Source organism: Mesorhizobium sp. B2-4-7 (assembly GCF_006442685.1).
Taxonomy (GTDB): Bacteria; Pseudomonadota; Alphaproteobacteria; order Rhizobiales; family Rhizobiaceae; genus Mesorhizobium.
The window spans coordinates 274,137-298,783 of the sequence record NZ_VFVH01000003.1; the positions used below are offsets into that span (position 1 = coordinate 274,137).

Annotated in this window: 26 protein-coding genes; 12 read left to right on the forward strand and 14 right to left on the reverse strand. The window is 64.4% G+C overall.

Annotated features, from left to right (window positions below; genetic code table 11):
* Positions 1-38: 38 nt before the first annotated feature.
* The 3 genes from FJ946_RS11450 to FJ946_RS11460 all read right to left on the reverse strand — a co-directional run bounded on the left by FJ946_RS11450 (position 39) and on the right by FJ946_RS11460 (position 3,433).
* Positions 39-1,478: an amidase gene (locus tag FJ946_RS11450; protein WP_140513752.1), complete on the reverse strand. Its 1,440-nt coding sequence runs from the start codon at positions 1,476-1,478 to the stop codon at positions 39-41.
* A 9-nt stretch (positions 1,479-1,487) separates the two neighbouring features.
* The gene (locus FJ946_RS11455) at positions 1,488-2,393 is read right to left on the reverse strand and encodes a ribokinase (RefSeq protein WP_140500189.1); all 906 of its coding nucleotides are present in this window, start codon (positions 2,391-2,393) and stop codon (positions 1,488-1,490) included.
* A gap of 161 nt (positions 2,394-2,554) precedes the next feature.
* Complete coding sequence (locus FJ946_RS11460) at positions 2,555-3,433, reverse strand: bifunctional helix-turn-helix domain-containing protein/methylated-DNA--[protein]-cysteine S-methyltransferase (protein WP_140500187.1); 879 nt, start codon at positions 3,431-3,433, stop codon at positions 2,555-2,557.
* Between the two features lie 114 nt (positions 3,434-3,547).
* Between FJ946_RS11460 and FJ946_RS11465 the strand changes: the two genes are divergently transcribed.
* Positions 3,548-4,363: a class I SAM-dependent methyltransferase gene (locus FJ946_RS11465; RefSeq protein WP_140558411.1), complete on the forward strand. Its 816-nt coding sequence runs from the start codon at positions 3,548-3,550 to the stop codon at positions 4,361-4,363.
* Between the two features lie 45 nt (positions 4,364-4,408).
* Here FJ946_RS11465 and FJ946_RS11470 read toward each other — a convergent pair whose 3' ends face one another.
* Entirely contained in the window at positions 4,409-4,903 is a 495-nt protein-coding gene (locus tag FJ946_RS11470; protein WP_140500184.1) for a DUF2244 domain-containing protein, read from the reverse strand.
* Positions 4,904-4,925: 22 nt separating this feature from the next.
* Between FJ946_RS11470 and nth the strand changes: the two genes are divergently transcribed.
* Positions 4,926-5,729: an endonuclease III gene (gene nth, locus FJ946_RS11475; RefSeq protein WP_140560249.1), complete on the forward strand. Its 804-nt coding sequence runs from the start codon at positions 4,926-4,928 to the stop codon at positions 5,727-5,729.
* Position 5,730: 1 nt separating this feature from the next.
* Here nth and FJ946_RS11480 read toward each other — a convergent pair whose 3' ends face one another.
* From FJ946_RS11480 to FJ946_RS11490, 3 genes are all read right to left on the reverse strand, one after another.
* Complete coding sequence (locus FJ946_RS11480; RefSeq protein WP_140732225.1) at positions 5,731-7,239, reverse strand: tripartite tricarboxylate transporter permease; 1,509 nt, start codon at positions 7,237-7,239, stop codon at positions 5,731-5,733.
* Positions 7,240-7,249: 10 nt separating this feature from the next.
* Entirely contained in the window at positions 7,250-7,711 is a 462-nt protein-coding gene (locus FJ946_RS11485; RefSeq protein WP_140513749.1) for a tripartite tricarboxylate transporter TctB family protein, read from the reverse strand.
* Positions 7,712-7,786: 75 nt separating this feature from the next.
* A complete protein-coding gene (locus FJ946_RS11490; RefSeq protein ID WP_140513748.1) occupies positions 7,787-8,764 on the reverse strand; it encodes a tripartite tricarboxylate transporter substrate-binding protein in 978 nt (325 codons plus the stop codon).
* Positions 8,765-9,073: 309 nt separating this feature from the next.
* On the opposite strand from FJ946_RS11490, the gene FJ946_RS11495 reads away from it, so the two are divergent.
* Positions 9,074-9,613 (forward strand): GNAT family N-acetyltransferase, encoded by a 540-nt coding sequence (locus FJ946_RS11495; RefSeq protein WP_140560257.1) that lies wholly within the window; start codon positions 9,074-9,076, stop codon positions 9,611-9,613.
* A gap of 112 nt (positions 9,614-9,725) precedes the next feature.
* Here the strand turns inward: FJ946_RS11495 and FJ946_RS11500 are convergent, their stop codons facing one another.
* A complete protein-coding gene (locus FJ946_RS11500; RefSeq protein WP_224680568.1) occupies positions 9,726-10,574 on the reverse strand; it encodes an IclR family transcriptional regulator in 849 nt (282 codons plus the stop codon).
* A gap of 183 nt (positions 10,575-10,757) precedes the next feature.
* Between FJ946_RS11500 and FJ946_RS11505 the strand changes: the two genes are divergently transcribed.
* The 5 genes from FJ946_RS11505 (at position 10,758) to FJ946_RS11525 (ending at position 15,991) form a co-directional block, all read left to right on the forward strand.
* Complete coding sequence (locus tag FJ946_RS11505) at positions 10,758-11,735, forward strand: tripartite tricarboxylate transporter substrate-binding protein (RefSeq protein WP_140496391.1); 978 nt, start codon at positions 10,758-10,760, stop codon at positions 11,733-11,735.
* A 129-nt stretch (positions 11,736-11,864) separates the two neighbouring features.
* Positions 11,865-12,401 carry a tripartite tricarboxylate transporter TctB family protein gene (locus FJ946_RS11510; protein ID WP_140522492.1) on the forward strand — a complete coding sequence of 179 codons (537 nt, stop codon included), beginning with the start codon at positions 11,865-11,867 and terminating at the stop codon, positions 12,399-12,401.
* 4 nt (positions 12,402-12,405) lie between these two features.
* The gene (locus tag FJ946_RS11515; protein ID WP_140556474.1) at positions 12,406-13,929 is read left to right on the forward strand and encodes a tripartite tricarboxylate transporter permease; all 1,524 of its coding nucleotides are present in this window, start codon (positions 12,406-12,408) and stop codon (positions 13,927-13,929) included.
* 15 nt (positions 13,930-13,944) lie between these two features.
* Positions 13,945-15,129: a CoA transferase gene (locus tag FJ946_RS11520; RefSeq protein ID WP_140566121.1), complete on the forward strand. Its 1,185-nt coding sequence runs from the start codon at positions 13,945-13,947 to the stop codon at positions 15,127-15,129.
* A 16-nt stretch (positions 15,130-15,145) separates the two neighbouring features.
* Entirely contained in the window at positions 15,146-15,991 is an 846-nt protein-coding gene (locus FJ946_RS11525; RefSeq protein WP_140496383.1) for a citryl-CoA lyase, read from the forward strand.
* A gap of 5 nt (positions 15,992-15,996) precedes the next feature.
* Here FJ946_RS11525 and FJ946_RS11530 read toward each other — a convergent pair whose 3' ends face one another.
* Positions 15,997-16,473, reverse strand: coding sequence for an NUDIX hydrolase (locus FJ946_RS11530; RefSeq protein ID WP_140496381.1), 477 nt, complete (start codon positions 16,471-16,473; stop codon positions 15,997-15,999).
* 122 nt (positions 16,474-16,595) lie between these two features.
* On the reverse strand, positions 16,596-16,874 hold the full coding sequence (locus tag FJ946_RS11535; protein ID WP_224618054.1) for a hypothetical protein: 279 nt from the start codon (positions 16,872-16,874) through the stop codon (positions 16,596-16,598).
* Positions 16,875-17,267: 393 nt separating this feature from the next.
* Here FJ946_RS11535 and FJ946_RS11540 point away from each other — a divergent pair, with 393 nt between their 5' ends.
* A complete protein-coding gene (locus tag FJ946_RS11540; protein WP_246673084.1) occupies positions 17,268-17,816 on the forward strand; it encodes an invasion associated locus B family protein in 549 nt (182 codons plus the stop codon).
* Positions 17,817-17,890: 74 nt separating this feature from the next.
* On the opposite strand, the gene coaBC is transcribed toward FJ946_RS11540, so the two are convergent.
* The 4 genes from coaBC to ubiE all read right to left on the reverse strand — a co-directional run bounded on the left by coaBC (position 17,891) and on the right by ubiE (position 22,014).
* Positions 17,891-19,363: a bifunctional phosphopantothenoylcysteine decarboxylase/phosphopantothenate--cysteine ligase CoaBC gene (gene coaBC, locus FJ946_RS11545; protein ID WP_210240090.1), complete on the reverse strand. Its 1,473-nt coding sequence runs from the start codon at positions 19,361-19,363 to the stop codon at positions 17,891-17,893.
* A 2-nt stretch (positions 19,364-19,365) separates the two neighbouring features.
* Positions 19,366-19,575, reverse strand: a complete 210-nt coding sequence (locus tag FJ946_RS11550) for a plasmid stabilization protein (RefSeq protein WP_140496375.1) — start codon at positions 19,573-19,575, stop codon at positions 19,366-19,368.
* A 74-nt stretch (positions 19,576-19,649) separates the two neighbouring features.
* Positions 19,650-21,224, reverse strand: coding sequence for a 2-polyprenylphenol 6-hydroxylase (gene ubiB, locus FJ946_RS11555; protein WP_140566124.1), 1,575 nt, complete (start codon positions 21,222-21,224; stop codon positions 19,650-19,652).
* A 13-nt stretch (positions 21,225-21,237) separates the two neighbouring features.
* Positions 21,238-22,014: a bifunctional demethylmenaquinone methyltransferase/2-methoxy-6-polyprenyl-1,4-benzoquinol methylase UbiE gene (gene ubiE / locus FJ946_RS11560; protein ID WP_140513738.1), complete on the reverse strand. Its 777-nt coding sequence runs from the start codon at positions 22,012-22,014 to the stop codon at positions 21,238-21,240.
* Positions 22,015-22,147: 133 nt separating this feature from the next.
* Between ubiE and FJ946_RS11565 the strand changes: the two genes are divergently transcribed.
* The 3 genes from FJ946_RS11565 (at position 22,148) to FJ946_RS11575 (ending at position 24,633) form a co-directional block, all read left to right on the forward strand.
* Positions 22,148-23,122: an adenosine deaminase gene (locus tag FJ946_RS11565; RefSeq protein ID WP_140513737.1), complete on the forward strand. Its 975-nt coding sequence runs from the start codon at positions 22,148-22,150 to the stop codon at positions 23,120-23,122.
* A 130-nt stretch (positions 23,123-23,252) separates the two neighbouring features.
* On the forward strand, positions 23,253-23,882 hold the full coding sequence (upp, locus tag FJ946_RS11570) for a uracil phosphoribosyltransferase (RefSeq protein ID WP_140496366.1): 630 nt from the start codon (positions 23,253-23,255) through the stop codon (positions 23,880-23,882).
* A gap of 187 nt (positions 23,883-24,069) precedes the next feature.
* Complete coding sequence (locus tag FJ946_RS11575; RefSeq protein ID WP_140566130.1) at positions 24,070-24,633, forward strand: TIGR02281 family clan AA aspartic protease; 564 nt, start codon at positions 24,070-24,072, stop codon at positions 24,631-24,633.
* The last annotated feature ends 14 nt before the right edge of the window (positions 24,634-24,647 follow it).

Genomic DNA, 24,647 nt, shown 5'->3' on the forward strand with positions numbered 1-24,647 from the left:
CGGCACATGGAGCCGCGCGATACGCAGATACACCGGATTCAGGCGCCGGACGGCCACGGCAGTGTCGTCTCATAGGCCGCCGCCGCCTTCAGCACAGCCATGTCGCCACGCGGCCGGCCGATCAGTTGCATGCCCATCGGCCGGCCTCTGGCGTCGAAGCCGACCGGCACGCTGACGGCCGGGCAGCCGCCCATGGTGGCGGGCGCCGAAACCTGCATCCAGCGGTGATAGCTGTCCATCGGCCGGCCGGCGATCTCGCGCGGCCAATGGGTGCCGACGTCGAACGGAAAGACTTGCGCGGTCGGCAATGCAATCAGGTCGAAGCGGTCGAACAGCGACAGCAGCGTCCGGTACCAGGACGTCCGGACGACCGAGGCGGCGCGAATCCGAGGCGCCGTCAGGAGTTGCGCGTTCTCCACCTCCCAGACGGCTTCGGGCTTCAACAGGGCGCGCCTGGCAGGATCGTCATAATGCACTTTCAGCGCGCAGCCGCTGCTTGCCTGGCGCAACGTCACGAAGGCCTGCCACAAGGCCTCGAAATCAAAATCCGGCACCAGTGCCTCGGCCTTGAACGAGGCCTCCCCGAAGCGGTCGAGCGCGGCCTGGCAGAGCTCGAGGATGCCGGGCTCCATGGGCAAATGCCCGCCCAGATCGCCGAGCCAGGCGACACGGCCGCCTTTGGCGGGCATATGCAGGCCTTCGAGGAAGGAGCCTTGTTTCTCATAGGACAAGGGTGCGCGCGGATGATGGCCCGCCTGCACGTCGAGCAGCAGCGCCATGTCGCCGACATTGCGACCCATCGGCCCATCGACGCCCATCTGGGCATGAAAGACCTCGACGTCCGGGCCGCCGGGGACGAGCCCCTGCGATGGCCGGAAACCATAGACATTGTTCCAGGCGGCTGGATTGCGCAACGAGCCGCCGAAGTCGCTGCCGTCGGCGACGGGCACCATGTCCAGCGCCAGCGCCACCGCGGCGCCGCCGCTCGAGCCGCCGGCGCTCAAATCTGGATCAAAGGCGTTCAGCGTCGGGCCGAACACGGGATTGTAGGTGTTGGAGCCGAGGCCGAATTCGGGAACGTTGGTCTTGCCGATGATGATGGCGCCGGCCTTGCGCATGCGCTCGACGAAGAAATCGTCCTCCTGCGGCACGAAATCGGCGAAGATCGGCGAGCCGAAGGAGGTGCGCAGGCCGCGGGTCATTGCGAGATCCTTGACCGCGATCGGCAGGCCGAAGAGCGCACCGGCCCGGTCCGGACGGGCATCGGCTGCGTCGGCCTCGCGCAGGATATCGCTACGATCGCGCAAGGAAACGATGGCGTTGACGAGCGGGTTGACGGCTTCGACGCGGTCGAGGAATGCCGTCACGACCTCACGTACCGAAAGTTTCCTTTGCCGGATCGCGTCGGCCAGTTCGACGGCAGACAGGCGGCAGATGTCGCCGGCCGGTGGCGCGGCATGCTTTGTCTGGGGGCGCATTCTGTCGTCTCAGCGGGATTTCAGGAGTGCCTGGTCGACATCGGCGGCCAACGGGATGGCCGGCTGGGCGCCCGGCTTCAGGCATGCCAGCGAGCCGGCCGCGCCGGCCCGGGCGAGCGCCTGTTCGAGGGGCAGGCCCGACGACAGGCCGGCGGCGAAATAGCCGCAAAAGGTGTCGCCTGCACCAACCGTGTCGACCGGGGTGATCTTCAATGCGGGAACCGTCAGGGAATCGGTCGGCGTCGCCGCCATCACGCCGTCGCCGCCGAGCGTGACGACGATGGTGCGGCCGGTTTTCCCGGCAAAGTCGCGCATCCGTGCCGCGCGGTCGCGCCCGCTCAGCGACAGCACCTCGCCATACAGGTCGAACTCGGTCTCGTTGGCGACGACATAGTCGGCCTTGCCGAGCAAGCCGGCCGCGTCGCGATGGAAGGGTGCGGTGTTGAGCACGGTGACGGCACCGGCCGCGCTTGCCTGATCGAGCGCGGCTTCGACGGTCGCAAGCGGGATCTCGTGTTGCAGGAGCACGACATCGCCTTTTCGGGGGAAGGCCTTGGCCAGGTCGCCGGGCAGCACCGAGGCGTTGGCACCCGGCACCACGGCGATAATGTTCTCGCCATCGTCGCCGACCATGATCAGCGCGGTGCCCGTCGAGGCAAAAGTTTCGCCCACGCCAGACAGATCCACCTTGGCCTGGCGCAGCAGCGCCAGGGCCTCGCCGGCGAAACTATCCTTGCCGACGGCTCCCACCATGCGCACCTTGGCGCCGGCGCGCGCGGCGGCCAACGCCTGGTTGGCGCCCTTGCCACCGGGCGCGGTGGCGAAACCGGAGCCGCTCACCGTCTCGCCAGGGCTCGGCAAGCGGTCGACATTGGCAATAAGGTCGAGATTGATCGAGCCGACGACGATGATCAAGGAATGCCTCCTCATGAATGAGCGGGAAGCTATCCTGTAAGATCGTTGCTTTCCAGTGCATGCCGATATGGCAAGCGCCGCGGTGCCGCGTCATGCGAGTCAGCGGGGCGTCGTCGTTTTCCACGTGACAATGCCGGCGGAAGTTGCCGGCGTTCCCGATTTCAAGAGGTGACCTGTCCAGCCTCCCAGCCCAGAATGGCGCGCTTGCGGGTCAGGCCCCAGTGGTAGCCGGTGAGGTCGCCGGATTTGCCGATGGCGCGGTGGCAAGGCACCACGAAGGAGAGCGGGTTGGCGCCGTTGGCGGCGCCGACGGCGCGGCTGGCGCTCGGCGCGCCGATGCTGGCGGCAATCGAGGAATAGGTGCGAGCCTTGCCCATCGGAATCTGGAGCAAGGCCTCCCAGACGCGAACCTGGAAGTCGGTGCCGATCATCACGACATGCAGCGGCTGGTCCGGGCGCCACAGCGTCGGGTCGAAGATGCGTGCGGCGTAGGGACCGGTCGCGGCCATGTCCTCGACATAGACGGCATTCGGCCAGCGGCTGGACATATCGGCGAAAGCGGCGCGTTCCTCGCCCGGATCGCTAAAGGCGAGGCCGGCAAGCCCGCGGTCGGTGGCCATGATCAGGGCGGTGCCGAATGGCGAGCTATGATAGCCATAGCGGATGGTGAGCCCGGCGCCGCGCGTCTTGTAGTCGCCCGGCGACATCGCCTCATGGGTGACGAACAGGTCGTGCAGCCGGCCGGGGCCGGACATGCCGAGCTCGAACGATGTTTCAAGCAGCGGCATGCCGGAATCGAGCAGCCTGCGGGCATGGTCCAGCGTCACCGCCTGCAGGAAAGCCTTGGGCGAAAGGCCGGCCCAGCGTGTGAACAGCTTCTGCAGGCCGGTCGGCGTCTCGCCGACCTCCTCTGCAAGCTCCTCGAGGGAAGGCTGGTCGCGATAGTCGAGGCTGATCTTCTCGATGGCGCGGCGCACGATTTCGTAGTCGCTGCCTTCGGGCGTGATGTCCTTCTTGAGGACTGCTGTCTGTGTACTCATGGGACTTCTCCTTGAGCCGGAATATCAGCCCTTGGGGCGCCGATCACCACCCGAAACTTGCCTTCTTGCGGCGCATACCCAGATAAACTCTGGTTTTCGAGCCCAGGAGTCGCCATGGCGGGTGAAAAGGTAAATCTCGCCGGCGCGAAAGAAACCTTGCTGATGACGCTCTACGGCAAGGCGCTGGAAAGCCGGATGCCCCATTCGCTGCTTGGGGATCGTTTCGCCGACGAGGCGGTGCGTAAGATCGACTATGATTTCTCAAGACTCAAGGTCGACAGCAATCTCGGCATCGGCCTGGCGATCAGGGCAAAGACGCTGGACGTCCGCGTCGAGGAGTTTTTGGCCAGAAATCCTGATGCCATCGTGCTGCATCTGGGGTGCGGGCTCGACACGCGCATCTTCCGGGTCGATCCGCCGCCAGGCGTGGACTGGTTCGATGTCGACTATCCGGAAGTCATTGAACTCAGGCGCAAGCTTTACCCGCCGCGCGACCGCTATCGCCTCATCGCTTCGTCGGTAACAGAGCCGGACTGGCTGGCTGAAGTGCCCCGCAACCGACCGGCCATCGTGGTGGCGGAGGGGCTGACGCCCTATCTCCCGGCCGAGGAAGGGTTCCGCCTGTTCTCGCGCCTAGTCATACATCTTGCCGGCGGCGACCTGATTTTCGACGCTTACAGCGGTTTCGGCCTGAAGCTGCTGCGCCTCAATCCGGCGATCAGGGCGACAGGCGCCGAGGTCCACTGGGCGATCGAGGATCCGCGCGAACTGGAACTGGCTGTCCCGAAGCTGCGATTCATCGAAGACATTCCGGCCTATGGACCTGAACACGCCGCCCGCATGGGCTGGCCCGCGCAGCTGTTCGTTCGGCTTTGGAAATACATTCCCGCACTGCGCAAGATCGGCAGGCTTTTGCGCTATCGCTTCTGAAACGTCGTACCCTTGTTCGACGCGGTCCGGACGCAAGCTGTTCGGCTAGCGCGCCTTGGCGGTGGCGAGCGCACGTGAAAAGGCGGTGGCGAAGCTTTCGCGGGAATCGGGGTCGAGAAAGCCGCCGATCGCCACGTTTTGTCCCTGCGCCTCGACCGCCATCCGGGTGATGCCGATTTCGGCGTGACGGGCGACCGAAAAGCGCGCCCAGAACGGGTTGAAGCGGTGCGCTTCCGATTTTCCCGACGGCGCGGTCTTGCGGATATCGAGACTGGTGCGCGAGATCGACACCTCCTCGCGGGCGCGGGCGGCACGGTAGTTCATGCGGAAGGCAATGTAGACGGCGACAACGTCCAGACCGAAGAAGCCGAAAACCGGCCAGGCGCCGCGCGACAGGAAAAAAGCCCCGGTCACCAGCCAGCCGAACAGCAGCGCGACCATCAGCACGGCGAAGCCGGTCTTGCCCAGCGACCGGTGCGGGGTCAGCAAGGCGCTGAAGAAGGGTTCGTCCGCCTGGAACGAGGCATTTGTGTCGTTCATATCTGGATATTATAGGAAGGAAATGGCAAGCCCCAAGTCCAAAGTACCCGCACAATCCGAAAAGAAGCCACCGCCTGGACGGCGCGACGGCTCGAACGCCAAGCCGAGCCCCAGGCCGGCCCGATCCAGAACGCTCTACAGTCCGGCGGAGGTGCACGAGATTTTCCGGCGCTTTGCCGTCCAGCGGCCGGAGCCGAAGGGCGAGCTCGAACATGTAAACCCCTTCACCCTGCTGGTGGCCGTCGTGCTGTCGGCGCAGGCGACCGACGCCGGCGTCAACAAGGCGACACGGGCGCTGTTCAAGATCGCCGATACGCCGCGCAAAATGCTGGATCTGGGTGAGGCCAGGGTCGGCGACTATATCAGGACCATCGGTCTGTGGCGCAACAAGGCCAAGAACGTCATCGCGTTGTCGCAGGCATTGATTCGCGATCATGGTGGCGAGGTGCCGGACAGCCGGGACGAACTGGTCAAATTGCCGGGGGTCGGGCGCAAGACCGCCAATGTCGTGCTCAACATGGCCTTCGGCCAGCACACGATGGCCGTCGACACGCACATCTTCCGCATCGGCAACCGCATAGGACTGGCGCCCGGCAAGACGCCCGACCAGGTCGAGCAGGGGCTGTTGAAGATCATTCCCGACGAATATATGCGCCACGCGCATCACTGGCTGATCCTGCATGGCCGCTACGTCTGCAAGGCGCGCAAGCCGGATTGCCCGGCCTGCGTCATCGCCGACCTCTGCAAGGCGCAGGAAAAGACGACCAGCGTGCCGGCGCCGCTGGTCGAGATCGCTCCGCTCGAGGAAGCGAGCGGAATTCAATAAGTTAACTCTCCTCCACAAACACCTCTTCGCGCTTCTTCTTGACCGCGGGCAGGAAGACGATGACGAGCACGGCGAGCGCGATGAGGAGCAGGCCGGCGCTGATCGGTCTCGTCAGGAAGGCGCTGGGATCGCCACGCGACAGAATCATGGCCCGGCGGAGATTTTCCTCAAGCAGGGGGCCAAGCACGAAGCCGAGCAGCAGGGGCGCGGGTTCGCAGCGCAGTTTGGTCAGGAGATAGCCGAGGAAGCCGAAAAAGGCGACGGCGTAGAGGTCGTAGACATTGGTGTTGACGCTGTAAACGCCGATCGAGCAGAACGCCATGATGATCGGGAAAAGCACGTAATAGGGGATCGTAAGCAGCTTCACCCAGAGCCCGATCAGCGGCAGGTTCAGGACGATCAGCATCAGGTTGCCGATCCACATGGAGGCGATGATGCCCCAGAAAAGCGCCGGCTGTTCGGTCGCGACATTCGGGCCGGGCACGATGCCCTGGATGATCATCGCGCCGATCATCAGCGCCATGACCGGATTGGCTGGAATGCCGAGCGTCAGCATCGGGATGAAGGAGGTCTGCGCGCCGGCATTGTTGGCCGATTCCGGCCCGGCGACACCTGCGATCGCGCCCTTGCCGAATTCTTCGGGGTTTTTCGATACGCGCTTTTCGACCGTGTAGGAGGCAAAGGCCGCGAGGATCGCGCCGCCTCCCGGCAGGATGCCGAGCGCTGAACCGATGATCGTTCCGCGCACGATGGGCGCCGCCATGCGCCTGAAGTCGTCGCGGGTGGGCATGAGGCCGGAAACCTTTCGGATCATCACCGAGCGCTCATGCTCGTTTTCGAGGTTGCGAAGGATCTCGGCGATGCCGAAGACGCCGACCGCCACGGCGACGAAATTCAGCCCGTCGGCATATTCGGGGATACCGAGCGTGAAGCGCGGCGTGCCGGTGTAGATATCGGTGCCGACAATGCCGAGCAACAGACCGAGCACGACCATCGCCAGCGCCTTGACGATCGAACCGTGCGCAAGCGCGACCGACGAGACGAGGCCGACGACCATCAGCGAAAAATATTCGGCCGCGCCGAATTCCAGCGCGATCGAGGTCAGCGGCGGGGCGAAGATGGCGACGAGGAAGGTCGACACCGTGCCGGCGAAGAACGAACCGATCGCCGCGATCGCGAGTGCCGCGCCGGCGCGGCCGTTCCTGGCCATCTGATAGCCGTCGATCGCCGTGACGGCCGAGGACGATTCGCCGGGCATGTTGATGAGAATGGCCGTGGTCGAGCCGCCATATTGCGCACCGTAATAGATGCCGGCGAGCATGATGAGGGAGGAAACCGGGTCGCCGATCTGAAAGGTGATCGGCAAGAGCATGGCGATGGTCGCGGTGGCGCCAATTCCAGGCAGGACGCCGATCAGCGTGCCAAGAAGGACGCCGATCAGGCAGAAACCAAGGTTCGTCAGCGATGAAGCGGTCGAAAAGCCGAGCGCCAGATTGTCGATGAGCTCCATGCTCATCTCCTCACAATGGCAGCCATGGGCCAAAGCGTCGGAACGGAAGGCCGAGTGCGTAGCTGAAGACGAAAAATGCAAACAGGGTCAGGCCAGCCGACAGCACGAACGCGGTCAGCGGTTTCATGCGGCCGCTGGCGAACGATGCGATCAGCGCCGTCAGGAAGATTGACGGAATGAAGCCAAGGCCGCGCACCGTCAGGCCGAAGAAGATCGGAGCGGGAAGGATGAACAGCGAGCCACGCCACGCAATGTAGCCGATCGGATCGCCCTCGAATCGCACCGCCTGGAAGAGGATGACGAGGCCAAGCAGGATCAGCACGATCGCCAGCACCAGCGGGAAATAGCCCGGCCCCATGCGGAAGGCGGTGCCGATTTCCAGGCCGAGCGACTGCAACGCGAAAAATGCGCCGAAAACGATGAACAGCGCAGCGCATATGCCGTTCGTCCTGTCGATTGCGAAAGCCTTCATGACATTCCTCCCAAGCTGCGGGCGCGCGACGATACCGAAGCGAAAACGGGGCGCCGGCGGCGCCCCGTTCAAAACTCAGTCGGCGTATTGGCCGGCGGCTTCGATGATCGGCTTCCAGCGCGCGATCTCGTTTTCCAGCTTGGCCTTCAGCGCGGCCGGCGTCGCGTCGGCCTGCGGCGACGGCCTGGTGCCGAGCTCGGCGAAGCGGGCGGCGACGTTCTCGTCCTTCAGCGCGACCTGCAGGGATTTCGACAGCCGTTCGGTGATCTCCGCCGGAGTGCCCTTGGGGGCATAAAGACCGTGCCAGATGCTGACCTGCACGTCGGGAAGGCCGGCTTCCGTCGTCGTCGGGACATCGGGCAGCACATCGAGGCGCTCCGGCGAGGTGACGGCGTAAGCCTTGATCGTGCCGCCCTGGATCTGCTTGGTGGTGTTGGTCGTCTGGTCGCACATGATGTCGACCTGGCCGCCGAGGAGATCGGTCATGGCCGGGCCGGTGCCCTTGTAGGGGACGGTGACCAGCGGCGTCTTGATAGCGCTCATGAACAGCATGCCGCAGAGATGCGAGGCAGCACCTATGCCGGCATTGGCTACGGTGACGCTATCCTTGTTGGCCTTGGCGTACTCGACCAATCCCTTCAAATCGGCCGGCTCGAGGTCCTTTCGGCCAACGATGGTCATTGGCACCTCGGTGACGAGGCCGACATATTCGAAGGCGTTCAGCGTGTCGTAGGCGAGCTTTCGGTAGAGTGTGGCACTGGTGGCCATGCCGATGTGATGGAGGAGCAGGGTGTAACCGTCCGGCTCGGCCTTCGCGACGCGGCCAGCGCCCAGCGTGCCACCGGCGCCGCCGACATTCTCGACGATGACCTGCTGGCCGAGATCCTTGGACATGGCTTCCGCGACAAGACGCGTGACCGTGTCGGTCGGGCCGCCGGCCGCAAACGGCACCACGACGGTGATGGTGCGTTCGGGATAGGTTTGCGCGCCTGCGGCGACGGGATAAAGCATGACCGCCACGGCGGCAGCCAGAGCGGCGACAAATCTTCTCATCGTGATTTCCTCCCAGAGCTTAAATCTTCAACCGCCGCGCGGAGTTCTCCTCGACACCGGCTGCACGGATACAACTAGGGCAGGCTAACAGATTGCAATCGTACTCAAATGGCAAAGTGCTGATATCCGCAACCGTTCTGGCTGGCGGCCCATGAGGCGCGGCCGGACCATCGGAGGAACGACTGTCCCGGCTGGATCGAGACACGCCAAGCGCGCGCCGTCTGTCTGGAAGATGATCCGCGCCGGCCTGGCCCTTGCTCGCGGCCGGTGATTTGCTAGGTGCTTTGCAGGTTTGAGCGAGGGCGACCCATGAACCATCACGACACAAGCGGCGTTCCGATTATCGAAACGACGCGCGCCATCCTGCGAGCGCACCGGCTGGAGGATTTCGACGCCTATGTCGCCATGTGGGCCGATCCGGTCGTCACCCGCTTCATCGGCGGCAGGCCGCGCACGCGGGAAGAGAGCTGGATGCGCTTCCTGCGTCACGCCGGGCTCTGGTCGCTGCTCGGCTACGGTTTCTGGGCGATCGAGGACAAGGCGACGGGCCGTTTCGTCGGTGAGGCCGGGTTTCACGACCTCAAGCGCGATATGGAGCCGCCGATAGAGGGCATTCCGGAGGCCGGGTGGGCGCTCGCTCCGGCCGCCCACGGCGCCGGCCTCGCCACCGAGATCGTCAGCCGCGTGCTTGGCTGGGGCGACGAGACCTTCGGACGTGGCAAAACCGTCTGCATCATCGACCCCGAAAACACCGCTTCCTTGAACGTGGCGACGAAGTGCGGCTACCGGGAGGTGGCGCGGACCATCTATCACGAAACCCCGACCATCCTGCTGGAGCGGTTGGCCTGAGCACTCGCCAAGTGCCTAAAGCGCGCGGCGTCGAAACGGATTCATGCGCTGCGCTTAGCTTTCTTGTTTTACGTCGTTCTCCCAAAGCCGAGGTCCCTTTGGGCGGCATGCATTAGCGGTCGTTCCGCAAGGGCGTCGAAATGATCCGAGAACGCCGTCTGCTCCTGATAACCGCGCCGGGACTGGCATTATCCGTTTGCACCGCGGCTTCGCGAGCCGCTTCATCGAGCATCGAGGCATCCTCGCCGAAGGCGCGGGTGGCACGGGCCGCCGCCTCGAGCAGCGGCCGCCGCATGCGCCGCAGGAAGGCCGCGTCGACGCGTGTGCTCGGGCCGGCCAGGGTCAAGGCGCCGAGCAGAACCCGCCCAGGCCCGAACACCGGCGCCGAGACGCCCGCCGTCTGCGGGTCGCGGTCGCCGATGGCGAGGCAGTTGCAGGTCTTGCGGATGGTTTCGTACGGTTCGCCCGGCTGTCCGGAAAACGCCGCCAGCACACGCCCGCCGGAGCCCACCAGCAACGGCAGGACGTCACCCTCGCGGATCGTATAGCGGATAGGATGCTTGGACTCGACGCGATAGAGACAGGTGCGCACGTCTCCCGACCGGACATAGAACGCAACGCTTTCCCAGCTTAGCTCGCAGAGATCGCGCATGATCGGCAGCAGGATGTCGACCGCCACGACCGACCGCTGATAGAGCGCGCCGAGCCGGAAGCTGGCCGGCCCGATGCGGTAGCGTCCGTCGTCCAGGCGTTCGAGCAATTGTCCGCGCAAAAGCGAATTGGCCAGGCGCAGAATGGTGCTCTTATAGAGGCCGGTTCGGGCCGCGATCTCGGAAAGGCTGAGCGAGCGGTCCGCCGTGGTGAATGCATCGAGGATGGCAATGGCCCGGTCAAGCGCGGCAACACCGTCGGCTGACGCGCTCCGGATTTCGATGCCAGCTGGTTTGCCTGCCGAATTCATTGGTTCCCAGTCGAACAAAGGTCGAGCGGCGCGATTGTGTCGCGCAGCTCAAGCATTCTGTCCAGCAGAATATCGTTCCTGTTGACGGAACGCGGTAAAGTCTGCTTGAACTCAAGCACGGGTCTGGTTTCAGGCGCGTTTTTGGCGGGCACCGGAGGAGGTGTCGTGATTTGGAGGAATCCCATGCTGAACAGACGCAAATTTTTGATGAGCACCGCTGCCGCGGGGGCCGCCGGGCTGGTGGCGTCGCGTCTTTCTCCCGCTCTTGCCCAAGGCACGCCGCAGATACAGATTTTCGTGCCGGCGGCGCCCGGTGGCGGCTGGGACCAGACCGCGCGCACGATGGACCAGGTGCTGCGCAGCGAGAAGCTGATCTCCGGCTCGCAGATCACCAATGTCGGCGGCGCCGGCGGCACGGTCGGGCTGCCGCAATTCATCAGTCAATGGAACGGCAAGGGCAATTCGCTGATGGTTGGCGGCATGGTCATGGTCGGCGCCATCATCGCCAACAAGGCTGCCAATAATTTGACGCAGGTCACGCCGATCGCCCGGCTCACCGGCGAGTTCGAAGCGCTGGTGGTGCCGGCGGCCTCGCCGTTCAAGACGGCCGCCGACTTCGTCGCCGCGCTTAAAGAGGATCCGACGAAGGTTCCCGTCGCCGGCGGCTCGGCCGGCGGTTCGGACCATATCCTGTTCGGCCTGATCGCCAAGACGGCGGGCGTGCCGGCGACAAACCTGTCCTACGTGCCGTTCGCGGGCGGCGGCGAGGCGCTGTCAGCGCTGCTCGGCAACCAGGTGGCGGCGGGCATTTCCGGCTTTGGCGAGTTCTCCGAACAGGTCAAGGCCGGGGCGCTCAGGCTGCTCGCCATTTCCGCCGACAAGCGGCAGGAGGGCATCGATGCGCCAACGCTGAAGGAAGCCGGCATCGACGTCGAACTGTTCAACTGGCGCGGCGTCTTCGCACCCCCCGGCGTCTCCGATACCGATAAGGCGGCGATGATCACGCTGGTCGAGACCATGGCCAAGAGCGATGCCTGGGCCACGGAATGCAAGAACCGCAACTGGACGCCCATCCTGCTCACCGGCGACGACTATGCGAAGTTCCTTGCCGAGGATACGGCTCGCATCGAAGCCATCCTCAAGGATCTCGGGCTCGCCTGATTTCCCTGAAGGGGCGGGTCCATGGTCCGCCCTTTTTCCTCCCGCCGTTCGCATGGACATGCGATCCACCGGGGATGAAGATAGGATAAAAGCCGGCTGTGAGACGCCGGCTGTCTTGGGAGGACATTCATGAGCACCAGCGACCAGCAGGCTGCGTCCTCGCGCCTTGCCGTACCCGAACTGCTGATCGGCATCGGGCTTCTGGCCTGTGCCGGGGCGGTCGCCTGGCAGACCTTGGCGATCCCGGTGTCGCCGCTCTACTCCAAGGTCGGCCCGACCGTCTTTCCCTACCTCACCATGTTCGGCCTGGTGGTTCTTTCGCTCTTGCTCATCGTCGCCGCACTGCGCGGCGGCTGGCAGCCGGAAGAGGAAAAGGAGACGCCGACCGACTGGAAGGCGATGGGCTTCGTCGTCATCGGCCTTGTCACCAACCTGCTCCTGATCCAGCCGCTCGGCTTTACCGCGGCATCCGTCATCATGTTCGTTCTGGTCTGCTACGGCTTCGGCAGCCGGCATACGCTGCGCGATGCGCTCACTGGCCTCGTGCTGGCGCTGGCCGCCTATTTCGGCTTCGCCAGGGCGCTCGGCGTCAATATCGGCGCCGGTTTCATCGAGAACCAGCTGAATACGGTGATCGATGCGTTCACCAGCACGCTGAGGGGCTGACGCCATGGAAACGCTAGGCCATCTGGCACACGGTTTCGCCGTCGCCTTCACTCCGGTCAACCTTCTGTGGTGCCTGCTCGGCACCACGCTTGGCACCGCCATCGGCGTGCTGCCCGGCCTCGGACCGGCGCTGACCATCGCGCTGCTTCTGCCGATCACCTACCAGGTTGCGCCGGAGGCCTCCTTCATCCTGTTTGCCGGCATCTATTACGGGGCCATGTATGGCGGCTCGACGACCTCGATCCTGCTCAACACGCCAGGCGAAAGCGCTACCATCGTCACCGCGCTGGAAGGCAACAAGATGGCCCGGTCCGGGCGCGGCGGCGCCGCACTTGCCACCTCGGCGATCGGCTCCTTCGTCGCCGGCACTCTCGGCACGCTGGGCGTCGCCTTCCTGGCGCCTATCGTGGTCAGGTTCGCGCTGGCCTTCGGCCCGGCCGAATATTTCTCGCTGATGGTGCTGGCCTTCATCACGGTTTCGGCGGTGCTGGGCTCGTCCTCGGTGCGCGGCTTGACCAGCCTGTTCGCCGGCTTTGTTATCGGCATGATCGGGGTCGACCTGCAGACCGGCCAGCCGCGCTTCACCTTCGGCATGACCGAACTGCTCGACGGCGTCGACGTCATCATCGCCGCCGTCGGCCTGTTCGCCGTCGGTGAGACGCTCTACATGGCCTCGCGCCGTTATGCTGGCAAGGACGAGATCGTGCCGCTGAAGGGCTCGCTCTATATGACGGCGGCCGAATGGAGGCGCTCGTGGAAGCCCTGGTTGCGCGGCGCCGCGATCGGCTTCCCGATCGGCGCCATGCCGGCCGGCGGCGCCGAGATCCCGACCTTCCTGTCCTATGCCATCGAAAAGAAGCTTTCGAAGCACAAGCAGGAATTCGGCACGGTTGGCGCCATCGAGGGGGTAGCCGGTCCGGAGGCCGCCAACAATGCCTCGGCCGCCGGCGTGCTGGTGCCGATGCTGACGCTCGGGCTGCCGACCTCGGCGACGGCGGCAATCATGCTTTCGGCCTTCCAGAGCTACGGCATCAATCCAGGCCCGCTGCTTCTGACGACACAAGGCAACCTGGTCTGGGGACTGATCGCCAGCCTGTTCATCGCCAACGTCATTCTCGTCATCCTCAATCTGCCGCTGATCGGGCTTTGGGTGCGGCTGCTGAAGATCCCGGCGCCGCAGCTCTATGCCGGCATCCTGGTTTTCGCCACCGTCGGCACCTACGGCATTTCGCAGTCGCCGATCGACCTCGCCATCCTCTATCTCCTGGGTGCTGCCGGCTTCCTGATGCGGCGCTTCGATTTCCCGACCGCGCCCGTCATCATCGGCATGATCCTGGGACCGCTCGCCGAAACTCAATTCCGCCGCGCCATGACGATCTCGAACGGCGACTGGTCGGTGTTCTACAAGCACCCGCTGTCGCTGACCCTGCTGACGCTGGCCTTCATCGGCCTGGTCGGGCCGCATATCTGGGCCTACATCGAACGCCGCCGATTGCGGGGGCCGGAGCATGTGCCGGGCGATGCCTGATCGATTTGAAGTGACATGACAGACCTGCTTTCCGGCATTCGCGTGCTCGACCTGACCAACGTCCTGGCCGGGCCCTACTGCGCCTACCAGTTGGCGCTGCTCGGCGCCGACGTCATCAAGGTCGAGGCGCCGCAAGGCGGCGACCTGGCGCGACAGCTCGGCGGTTCGCCGGAACTCAACCAGGCCGGCATGGGAGCTTCGTTCCTGGCTCAGAATGCCGGCAAACGCTCCGTCGCGCTCGACCTCAAGAAGGAAGCCGAGCGCGAACGCTTCCTCGACCTGGTCGCCAGCGCCGATGCGCTGGTGGAAAACTTCCGCCCCGGCGTCATGGACCGGCTTGGCCTCGGTTACGAGGCGCTGAAGGCGGTTCGCCCCAGCCTTGTCTACTGCGCGATATCGGGCTTTGGCCAGACCGGGCCGATGCGCGACAATCCGGCCTATGACCAGATCATCCAGGGCCTTTCGGGCATTATGAGCATCACCGGCACGCCGGAGACGGCACCCTTGCGGGTCGGCTATCCCGTCGCCGACACGCTGGGCGGACTGGTCGGGGCCTTCGCCATCGTCTCGGCGCTGGTAAGGCAGAAGACGAGCGGCGAGGGTGCTTTTCTCGACGTGTCGATGCTTGAATGCACATTGTCGGCGCTTGGCTGGCCGGTTTCCAACTATCTGACGGCCGGGGTCGATCCCAAGCCGATGGGCAATGAGAACATGACGGCGGCACCGTCGGGCGCCTTTCGCACCGGCGACGGTCTGCTCAACATCGCCGCCAACAAGCAGGAGCAGTTCGTAACGCTTTGCCGGCTTATCGAACGGCCGGAGCTGGCGTCGGATCCACGCTTTGCCGAGCGCGAGACGCGCAAGCGGAACCGTGCGGCGCTGAAGATCGAGATCGAGGGGGCCCTGGCGAATGGCCCGGCGGCTGCGTGGGAAGAAAAACTGAACCGCGCCGGGGTGCCGGCGGGCAGGGTGCTGACGATCCCGCAAGTGCTGGCCGAACCGCAGGTGCTGGAGCGCCAGATGACCAGGGCTTTCGACGGCGTGGCTGACATGGAGAGACCGCTGACGGTTCTGCGCGGCGGCTTCATGGTCGATGGCACGGCTCCATTGCCGGCCTCCCCGCCACCGGCCCTGGGCGAGCACATGGACGAGGTTTTCGCCGGCCTGTCGCCGCGAGCGAAGACAAAGGCATTCACATGAACGAGCAAAAGACGATATGAGTGAGCAAAAGACGGGCCGCGAGCGTGCAGAGGAGTGGTGGCAGACCGGCATTATCGAAATGCGGCCGGGCGTCATCCGGCTGCGCGGCTATGAAATCCAGGACCTGATCGGCCGCGTCAGCTTCCCGGCTGTCATCTGGCTGATGCTGCGCGGCGAATTGCCCAGCGAGGAACAGGCCGCGCTGCTCGGCATTGCGCTGGGCGCCGCAGTCGACCACGGGCCGCAGGCGCCGTCGATCGCCATCGCCCGCATGGCGGCGACCTGCGGTGTCGGCATCAACAGCGCCATGGCTTCGGCCATCAACGTGCTTGGCGACGTCCATGGCGGCGCCGGCGAGCAGGCGCTTGCCTTCTATGGCGACATTGCCGCGGCGCTCGATGGCGGCACGACGCTGAAAGAGGCTGTCTCGGGACGGCTTGACCGGTTCTTCGCCGGGGAAAAGGGCTACGTGCCGGGGCTGGGCCATCGCTTCCATCCGGTCGACCCGCGCGCGCCGCGCCTGATGGAACTGACGCGGGAGTTTGCCGCGCGCGGCGTGATCAATGGCCGCTTCGCCGACATCGCCGAGGCGATCGAGGCGGAGGTCGCGCGACGCAAGGGCAAAAAGATACCGCTCAACATCGATGGCGCGACCGCCGTCATTTACGGCGAGCTCGGCTTTCCGCCACCGCTAACGCGGGGGCTTTTCGTGCTGTCGCGCTCGGTCGGCATCCTGGCGCATGCCTGGGAACAATCCCAGCAAGCCGAGCGGAACAAAGGTCCGCTGCCACGCGAATGGCTGTGGGCCTATGCCGGGACGCCAGTGCGACCGCTCCCCGAAGAGGACGGCGCCGGGGCGTGAGGCCTTTACGTAGGGCCGATTTGTGCCGGCTGGGGAAGCTTCAAGGTCCTTACCAGCGTCGAAAGTTCGGGTTCGTCGATGAGCATGGCCGCATCGGCCGGCGCCAGCCAGGCCCGTTGCCGCCGTTTGGCTTCCTGCCAGTCGGCAAGCTCTTGCGTTACTTCCAACAGATAGACGATGACATCGACGCGCACGAACCGGTTGGCCAGCCGCTTCCAATAGGAATAGGTGCCCGCCGGCTGCTTCAGGGTCTTGCCGAGCACGCCCGCTTCTTCCTGCGCCTCGATGGTGGCCGCCTTGCGTCCGCTCTTGCCTTTCATCGGCCAGCCCTTGGGTACGATGAAGCGCCTGGTGGTGCGCGAGGTGACCAGCATGACCTCGATGTCGCCGCGCTGGTCCAGCCGAAAAGGGATAGCCGCGACCTGGCGGATCGTCTCGCCCTTCTTGGCCTTGCGCACGGCCTTTTTCTTGGTGGCTGCCATTCGAAAATCCAGTCGGTGCAGTGCCCATACCGTGACGCGGTGTCGTTACAAAACTCAAACTGCGGCAGGGGCACCTGAACGCCCCTACCATGTAAGTCGGCTAAATAAAAGGGAAGCCCGCCTCAGCGGCAGGTGCTTACGGCGGTGTTGCCGATTATCTGGGTCTGGCAGTTCGGCCTGACCCGCGGCACGATGGGCGGCGGCTGTTGCACGATCACCCGGTCCTGAGCTCGATTCTGTTGCTGCTGTTGCTGAAACTGCTGCCGCTGGACACGGTTTTGCAAGGCCTGCAGATCGTTCTGCTGGATCAACGCGTTGTTGTCGACGGAGGGAATGAGCACCTGCGCGGAAGCAGGCAGACGGATGCCCGCCAGCGTCGAGGCTGCCAATGCCGCCGTCATGAAAACCGTTGATGGCCGAAGCGCCAACATCTGCTCATTCCCGCACAAACAAAATTCACTCTACATATAGTGCGTTTGTCCCCTCGTGCCACGCCAGAGTGCCGATTAACAGGAAATCGCGTGATCGCGCCCCCTTCGCGGCGGAGGAGAATCTGCCCCGCCGCCCGCATCGCACTTGACGGAAGCGGTCGATTCACCGCTCTATCGGGTTGACGCTGGCCTCGAATTCCATGGCGTCAACGGCGTCGGCATGTCCGTCGGATGCAACGGCGCCTTCGAGGAAACGGTCAAACAGAACGCCGACAGTGCGTCCTCAGGGTCAGCATCCAGCTGGCTCAGGGATGGAGCCGGGCAAAAGGGGTCCTTATGAGGAAGCATGCGTATCTGCTGGCGATGCTGGCGGCTGCCTGCATCGCCGGTCTTCCGGCCACGGCGGCGCAGACAAAAGGCGACAAAGCGGCGGCCGCGCCCGCCGCCAACCAGCCACAGCTGCCCGGCGGCGCATCGGCCTTGTCCGAAACCCACGGCGACTGGGCGGTCAACTGCCAGATATCGGGCGCGGCCAAGGCATGCAGCCTGTCACACCAGCAGTTCAACAAGCAAAGCAACCAGCGTCTGCTGGCGATAGAGCTGTCGAGCAAGACGGGCGAAGACGCGACCGGCACGCTCGCTTTGCCGTTCGGCCTGGCGCTCGCCAAGGGCGTCAGCCTAACGATCGACGACCAGAAGCTGGACGGCAGCCTGCAGTTTAACACTTGCCAGGCTGTCGGCTGCCTGGTGCCGGTGGCGTTCGATGCCAATGTCGTCCCCGTGCTCAAGGCGGGCACCACCTTGAAGGTCGATGCCTTCGCGGCGGATACGGGGCAAGCGGTTAGCTTCTCCATTCCGCTCAATGGCTTCGGCAGTGCGCTTGCACGGACCGCGGAGCTTCTTGCCGACTAACACGTTCAGCGTTCGATAGAATCGCCAGCCCGCGCTAAACCTTTGTTTTTGCGGAATTCCGACGATCCAGCTCGTCAAACCACGATCGTTTTCAGCCGTTCTGCGATCAGGGTGGCGAGCCGGGCCGCGACTTCGTCCTTGCTCATCTCGGGCCATTCCTCGACGCCGGTCTTCGAGACGATGCGAACACGGTTGCGGTCGCCGCCCATCACACCGGATGGGCCGACGCCGCTGGTCTGCGACACGTCGTTGGCGACAATGAAGTCGGCGCCCTTCTTCCTCAGCTTGGCTTCGGCGTTGCGCAAAAGGTCCTGCGTCTCGGCGGCGAAGCCGACCACCAGCGCCGGCCGCTGCTTGTGATGCCCGACGCCCGCAAGGATGTCGGGGTTCTCGATCATGCGCAGCACCGGCGGGCCTTCGCCCGGCGCTTTCTTGATCTTCTCGCCGGCTGGGCTGTCGGTGCGCCAATCGGCGACGGCGGCGACGAATACCGCCGCATCGGCCGGTAGAAGCTGTTCCACGGCATCGCGCATTTCCTGCGCCCGCTCGACGTGGATGGTTTTCACACCAGCCGGATCGGCGATGCTGACGGGACCGGAGACCAGCCTCACGTCGGCGCCGAGCCTGGCCAATGCCGCCGCTATGGCATGGCCCTGCTTGCCGGACGATCGGTTGGCGATGTAGCGAACGGGGTCGATCGGCTCGTGCGTCGGGCCTGACGTGACGATGATCTTCTTGCCGGCCAGCCGCTTGGGTCCGGTATCGAGCAGCGCCTCGATGGCGGCGACGATCTCCAGCGGCTCGGCCATGCGGCCTTCGCCAGCCTCGTTGCTCTCGGCCATCTCGCCTTTGGCGGGGCCAACAAAGGTGATGCCATCCTTGTGCAGCGCCGCACGGTTGCGCCGCGTCGCCGGATGCGCCCACATCCTGGGGTTCATGGCCGGCGCCATCAACACCGGCTTGTCGGTGGCCAGGAGCACGGTGGAGGCAAGATCATTGGCGTGGCCGTTGGCGAGCTTGGCCATCAGGTCGGCGGTGGCGGGCGCCACGACCAGCAGATCGGCCTCGCGCGACAGCCTGATATGGCCGACATCGTGCTCGTCATTGCGATCGAAGAGATCGGTAAAGACATGGTCTGCCGAGAGCGCACCGGCCGACAGCGTGGTGACGAATTCCCGCGCAGCCGACGTCATGACCACGCGCACCGCCGCACCCCTTTCACGCAGACGGCGGATCAGGTCGAGTGCCTTGTAGGCGGCGATGCCGCCGCCGATGATGAGCAGGATGCGCTTGCCGGAGAGGCTCATGGAGGACCAGAGATCATCAGCGAGTTTCTTCTGATCAAAATCTACTTTTTGCAGCTCCCGGCCGAATTCGAGGATCTCCTCCGCCGTAACGAAATCCTCGGCACCTTTGAAGGTGGGCGCCACTTCCTTGAGCAGCAGACTTCTTGCCTCCTGCTCCATCGACACACCATGACGGGCAGCCCGCTCGCGCAGTCTTTGTTTCAAATCCTCGTCGAGATTGCGAATGGTCAGGGTACCCATGGCTAACTTTGCCTGCCTGCCATTGGTTGAACCTTGGCCTCGTCCTTAAATGTCAGGCGTCCGCCATCGAAGCCTTTCGTGGTCGGAAGCCCAACTGATGCCGCGAGCACATCCCGCGCCTCCTGCTCCATGGAAACGCCGCGCGCGGCACCGCGTTCACGCAATCGCTGCATGACATGATCTTCCAGATTCCGGACAGTAATCCTGGCCATAGTCGCACTCCTGCGCACAATATAGCTATCCCGCCTTTCGACTGCAATGACAGCATCGCTGTCATTGCAGTCACTTAGAGCAGCTTCCAGGCTATATAGACCAGCGTCAGGGCTATCACCCAAAGCGCCACGCGGCCGGAGCGGTTGTAGCGCGCTTCGGCCTTGCCGATGGCACGGGCCGTCGCCTCGTCGAAGCGCAGGCCATGCTCGGCCATCAGGTCGATCTCGCGCGACAGCCGCTCGGTTCGCGCTGCCAACTCGGGGGCTTGGCGGATCAGCGTCAGCATCGCCTTGCCGCCGTCGCGGGCGTCGGCCAGCAGGCCGCTTGGTCCGAGATTTCCTGATATCCAGCCGCTGACCACGGGTTCGGCGGTCTTCCACATGTTGAAGGCCGGATCGAGCGTGCGCGCCACGCCCTCGACCACCACCATGGTTTTCTGCAGGAGGATCAGTTCGGGCCGCGTCGCCATGTCGAAGAGTTCGGTCACCTCGAACAGCAGCGTCAGAAGCTTGGCCATGGAAATGGTTTCGGCCGGCTGGCCATGGATCGGCTCGCCGATGGCGCGGATTGCCTGGGCGAAGGCCGCGACATTGTGCTGGCGCGGCACGTAGCCGGCCTCGAAATGAACCTCGGCGACGCGCAGATAGTCGCGCGTGATGAAGCCGTAGAGGATTTCGGCGAGGAACCGGCGCTCCTTCTTGCCGAGCCTGCCGGCAATGCCGAGATCGACCGCGACGATCGTGCCATCAGCCTCGACGAACAGGTTGCCCGGATGCATGTCGGCGTGAAAGAAGCCGTCGCGCAGCGTATGGCGCAAGAACGACTGGATGAGGTTGGCCGCGATTGCCCTCAGATCGTGTCCAGCGGCGGCGAGTCCGGCGATGTCGTTCATCTTGATGCCGTCGACCCATTCCATGGTCAGCACGTCGCGGCCGGTGCGCTCCCAGTCGACGGAAGGGACGCGAAAGCCCGAATCCTCCCTGGTGCTTTGACCAAGTTCGGAAAGCGCGGCCGCCTCGAGGCGCAGGTCCATCTCGATCTTGGTGGTCTGCGCCAGCGTCTCGGTCACCTCCACGGGCCGCAGCCGGCGTGAGGAGGGGATGTATTTCTCCTGCAGGCGGGCCGCGAGGAAATAGCTTTCGAGATCCTGGAAGAAGCGGCGGCGCACGCCCGGCCGGATCACCTTGACCGCCACCTTCCTGACGACGCCGCCATCGACCGTTTCAGCGGCATGGACCTGGGCGATGGAGGCCGCGGCGACCGGGTCGCCGAACTGCGTGTAGAGGTCGCCGAGCTTGCGCCCGAGCGAGCCCTCGATGGCCGCCACCGCCTCGGCCGTCGGGAAGGTGTGCATCTTGTCCTGCAGCATGGCGAGATCGAGCGCCATGTCGTTGCCGACGACATCGGGTCGTGTCGCCAGAAACTGGCCAAGCTTGACATAGGACGGCCCGAGCCGGACCACCGCCTTGGCCAGCCGATCGCTGCGCTCATAGGCGAGCGCGCGGCGGCGGGTAAACAGCCGCGCCAGCCGCCAGCCCAATTTCGGCAGGCCGGACAGTTCCTCGCCGGGCAAAGCGGCGACGACGCCCTCGCGCACAAGCACCCAGCCGGCCCGCATGAGCCGAAATCCAGCGCTGACGGTGCTCATGCCCGGGCCTGCCTCAAAGTTTCCAGCCCGAATGAAGCGCGGCGATGCCGCCGGAATAGTTGCGGAACGAGACCCGATCGAAGCCCGCGCGGGTTATCATGGAAGCAAAATTCGCCTGGTTGGGGAATTTCGCGATCGACTCGACCAGATAGGAATAAGGCTCGCCGTCGCCGGTGACGGCCTTGCCGATCTTCGGAATGGCCTTGAACGACCAGGCCTCATAGACCCTGTCGAGCAACGGCATCTCGACCTCGGAAAATTCCAGGCACAGGAATCGCCCGCCCGGCTTCAGCACGCGCAACGCTTCGCTGAGAGCGACGTCGATCCTGGGGACGTTGCGGATGCCGAAAGCGATGGTGTAGGCGTCGAAGGTGGCGTCCGCGAACGGCAGTTCCTCGGCATTGGCTTCGACGAAGTCGGTGTTGCCGGACATGCCTTTCTTTTGCGCCCTGTCGCGACCGACGGCGAGCATCGAGCCGTTGATGTCGAGCACGGTGGCATGAGCATGCCCATGACTGGCATCGACGATGCGAAAGGCGATGTCGCCGGTGCCGCCGGCGACATCGAGCACGCGCCAGCCCGGCCGCTTCGGCGGATTGAGCCAGGTTACCATGGCATCCTTCCACAGCCGGTGCAGGCCGCCCGACATCAGGTCGTTCATCAGGTCGTAGCGGTTGGCGACCTTGTGGAAAACATCGTTGACCAGGGGCTGCTTGTCGCCTGCCCCTACACGCTTGAAACCATAGGAGGTTTCCATGCCGCCGGCGGCCGTGGTTCTCTCAACTGACATTTTTTTGATCCGTCATAAAACCGGCGGGACCATAGCCGATCGATGGTGCGGGCGCTATTGTTTAAGGCGCGGTGTTCGGCCGCGCTTCCAGGTGGCGGGTTTCGAGACCTGGACTGACCGACGGGATGTTTGAATGCCTTTGAAAGCGGAACTGCACTGCCACATCGAAGGGGCAGCGGCACCGGAACTCGTCATCCGACAGGCGCAGAAATACGGCAAGGACATCTCGCCCTATATCCAGAACGGCTCTTTCGTCTGGCACGATTTCACCTCTTTTCTCGCCGCCTATGATTTCGCCTCCGACCTGTTCCGGACCGAGGAAGACTATGCGCGGCTGGCTGACCATTATCTGACCAGCCTGGCTCGTGACGGCGCCATCTACTCAGAGGTCTTCACCTCGCCGGATCATGCCATGAAGGCGGGCCTGTCGCCCAAGGCCTATACTGACGCGCTCGGCGAAGGCATGGCCCGCGCCAAGGCCAAGACCGGCATCGAGGGCCGCATGATCGTCACCGGCGTGCGCCATGCCGGCGTCGAGTCCATCGAGCAGGCAGCGCGCTTTGCCGCGCGCTGCGGACATCCGCTGGTAACCGGCTTCGGTGTCGCCGGCGACGAGAGGGTCGGCGAGATGGAGGACTACGTCAGGGCATTCGAAATCGCCCGCGAGGCCGGGCTCGGCATTACCGTTCACGCAGGCGAACTGACGGGGTGGGAGACGGTCCAGGCGGCGCTCGATCACATCCGCCCGTCGCGCATCGGCCATGGCGTGCGCGCCATCGAAAACCCCGATCTTGTCCGGCGCATCGCCGATGAGGGCGTGGTGCTGGAATGCTGTCCCGGCTCCAACATTGCGTTGAAAGTGTTCGACAGTTTCGCCGCCCACCCGTTCCCCGCCCTGCTCGCGGCCGGCTGCAAGGTGACGCTCAACTCGGATGATCCGCCCTATTTCTGGACCTCGCTGAAACGCGAATACGACATTGCGGCCGAGTATTTCTCGATGAACGAGAAGGCGCTGGCGGCCGTTACCCGAACGGCCATCGAGGCCGCTTTCGTCGACAGGAAGACCAAGGCAACGCTGCTCAGCCGGCTGGATGCGAAGGCCAGGTGAATGAAGGCTGGGTGGACAGGGAGTGGCCAGCAGTGAGCAGTTTGGCGGAGCGCGCATCGGGACTCGCAAATCGGCTCACTATTCACTACTCACTATTGGCTACTCACCACGAACCACGTCGGAGCACATCATGAAGGGCGTCACCGTCGTCGACCACCCGCTTGTCCAGCACAAGCTGAGCATCATGCGCAAGAAGGAGACCTCGACGGCCGGTTTCCGGCGGCTGCTGCGCGAGATCTCGCTGCTGCTCGGCTATGAGGTGACACGCAATCTCGAACTCACGACGACGACCATCGAAACGCCGATCGAAACGATGGAGGCGCCGACGCTGGAAGGCAAGAAGCTGGTCTTCGCCTCGGTGCTGCGCGCCGGCAATGGCTTGCTCGAAGGCCTGCTCGACCTGGTTCCGGCGGCCCGCGTCGCCCATATCGGCCTCTATCGCGACCATGAGACGCTGGAGGCGGTCGAATATTTCTTCAAGGCGCCGAGCGACCTCGCCGACCGGCTGGTCATCGTCGTCGATCCGATGCTGGCCACCGCCAATTCCGCCATCGCGGCGATCGACAAGTTGAAGGGGCGCGGCGCCACCAACATCCGCTTTCTGTGCCTGCTGGCGGCGCCCGAAGGCATCGAGCGCTTCACCAAGGCACATCCCGACGTTCCCGTCTTCACGGCTTCCATCGATCGCCAGCTCAACGAGAAGGGCTACATCATGCCCGGCCTCGGCGACGCCGGCGACCGCATGTACGGGACAAAGTGATTTACCGAAAGTTTACGCAACGGCGCGGTTTCGAGCGGCGTTAAAACGGCAAACACCATCCCGGCGTTAAGAATCGGCCTTCACGACAGCGCCGCGCGTCCTGTCGGACGCTGCGGCACTTTGATTTGCGCGTGATCCTTTCCGAAATCGATCTCGATTTTCGGGGTCATGCGCCGGGGGCCGATCCATGCTGCGCAAGCTACTTATCCTCAGCGTCTTTGCCGGTACATCGGCATCCATCCCGATTGTCTATCAGTCGAATCCGCAGATGTTCGAAAGCCTGCTGAAAACGGCGGTGACGGCCAAGCCAGCGGCCGACGCCCGTCCGGAGGTCGCCTTGGCAGCGGCTCCCGACAAGCCGGTGGCGCCGTTGCCGATGGGCCGCAAGGTTGTCGTCACGGCCGACGCGCGAGGGCATTTCTCGTCGGCCTTCAAACTGAACGGACGCCAGATCGACGGCATGATCGATACCGGAGCGACACTGGTCGCCGTCAACACCTCGACGGCGCGCAGGATCGGATTGTCGCTGAACCCGTCGGATTTCAGTCATGAGGTCAACACGGCCAACGGCACGATCAAGGCGCCGGTGGTGATGATCGACCGCTTGCAGATCGGCAGCATCACCGTCAACGACGTGCAGGCCATCGTGCTCGACGACAAGGCGCTGCACACCAATTTGATCGGCATGAGCTTTCTCAATCGGCTGGGCAAATATCAGGCCGAAAACGGCACGCTGCTTCTTGTCCAGTGAGCGGGCACGGCCGT

Bases quoted from the DNA above. Each gene is read 5' to 3' on its own strand.
- FJ946_RS11450 (WP_140513752.1), bottom strand. From the start codon at position 1,478: ATGCGCCCCCAGACAAAGCATGCCGCGCCACCGGCCGGCGACATCTGC.
- FJ946_RS11460 (WP_140500187.1), bottom strand. From the start codon at position 3,433: ATGAGTACACAGACAGCAGTCCTCAAGAAGGACATCACGCCCGAAGGC.
- FJ946_RS11465 (WP_140558411.1), top strand. From the start codon at position 3,548: ATGGCGGGTGAAAAGGTAAATCTCGCCGGCGCGAAAGAAACCTTGCTG.
- FJ946_RS11470 (WP_140500184.1), bottom strand. From the start codon at position 4,903: ATGAACGACACAAATGCCTCGTTCCAGGCGGACGAACCCTTCTTCAGC.
- nth (WP_140560249.1), top strand. From the start codon at position 4,926: ATGGCAAGCCCCAAGTCCAAAGTACCCGCACAATCCGAAAAGAAGCCA.
- FJ946_RS11480 (WP_140732225.1), bottom strand. From the start codon at position 7,239: ATGGAGCTCATCGACAATCTGGCGCTCGGCTTTTCGACCGCTTCATCG.
- FJ946_RS11485 (WP_140513749.1), bottom strand. From the start codon at position 7,711: ATGAAGGCTTTCGCAATCGACAGGACGAACGGCATATGCGCTGCGCTG.
- FJ946_RS11490 (WP_140513748.1), bottom strand. From the start codon at position 8,764: ATGAGAAGATTTGTCGCCGCTCTGGCTGCCGCCGTGGCGGTCATGCTT.
- FJ946_RS11495 (WP_140560257.1), top strand. From the start codon at position 9,074: ATGAACCATCACGACACAAGCGGCGTTCCGATTATCGAAACGACGCGC.
- FJ946_RS11500 (WP_224680568.1), bottom strand. From the start codon at position 10,574: ATGAATTCGGCAGGCAAACCAGCTGGCATCGAAATCCGGAGCGCGTCA.
- FJ946_RS11505 (WP_140496391.1), top strand. From the start codon at position 10,758: ATGCTGAACAGACGCAAATTTTTGATGAGCACCGCTGCCGCGGGGGCC.
- FJ946_RS11510 (WP_140522492.1), top strand. From the start codon at position 11,865: ATGAGCACCAGCGACCAGCAGGCTGCGTCCTCGCGCCTTGCCGTACCC.
- FJ946_RS11515 (WP_140556474.1), top strand. From the start codon at position 12,406: ATGGAAACGCTAGGCCATCTGGCACACGGTTTCGCCGTCGCCTTCACT.
- FJ946_RS11520 (WP_140566121.1), top strand. From the start codon at position 13,945: ATGACAGACCTGCTTTCCGGCATTCGCGTGCTCGACCTGACCAACGTC.
- FJ946_RS11525 (WP_140496383.1), top strand. From the start codon at position 15,146: ATGAGTGAGCAAAAGACGGGCCGCGAGCGTGCAGAGGAGTGGTGGCAG.
- FJ946_RS11530 (WP_140496381.1), bottom strand. From the start codon at position 16,473: ATGGCAGCCACCAAGAAAAAGGCCGTGCGCAAGGCCAAGAAGGGCGAG.
- FJ946_RS11535 (WP_224618054.1), bottom strand. From the start codon at position 16,874: ATGACGGCGGCATTGGCAGCCTCGACGCTGGCGGGCATCCGTCTGCCT.
- FJ946_RS11540 (WP_246673084.1), top strand. From the start codon at position 17,268: ATGCTGGCGGCTGCCTGCATCGCCGGTCTTCCGGCCACGGCGGCGCAG.
- coaBC (WP_210240090.1), bottom strand. From the start codon at position 19,363: ATGGGTACCCTGACCATTCGCAATCTCGACGAGGATTTGAAACAAAGA.
- FJ946_RS11550 (WP_140496375.1), bottom strand. From the start codon at position 19,575: ATGGCCAGGATTACTGTCCGGAATCTGGAAGATCATGTCATGCAGCGA.
- ubiB (WP_140566124.1), bottom strand. From the start codon at position 21,224: ATGAGCACCGTCAGCGCTGGATTTCGGCTCATGCGGGCCGGCTGGGTG.
- ubiE (WP_140513738.1), bottom strand. From the start codon at position 22,014: ATGTCAGTTGAGAGAACCACGGCCGCCGGCGGCATGGAAACCTCCTAT.
- FJ946_RS11565 (WP_140513737.1), top strand. From the start codon at position 22,148: ATGCCTTTGAAAGCGGAACTGCACTGCCACATCGAAGGGGCAGCGGCA.
- upp (WP_140496366.1), top strand. From the start codon at position 23,253: ATGAAGGGCGTCACCGTCGTCGACCACCCGCTTGTCCAGCACAAGCTG.
- FJ946_RS11575 (WP_140566130.1), top strand. From the start codon at position 24,070: ATGCTGCGCAAGCTACTTATCCTCAGCGTCTTTGCCGGTACATCGGCA.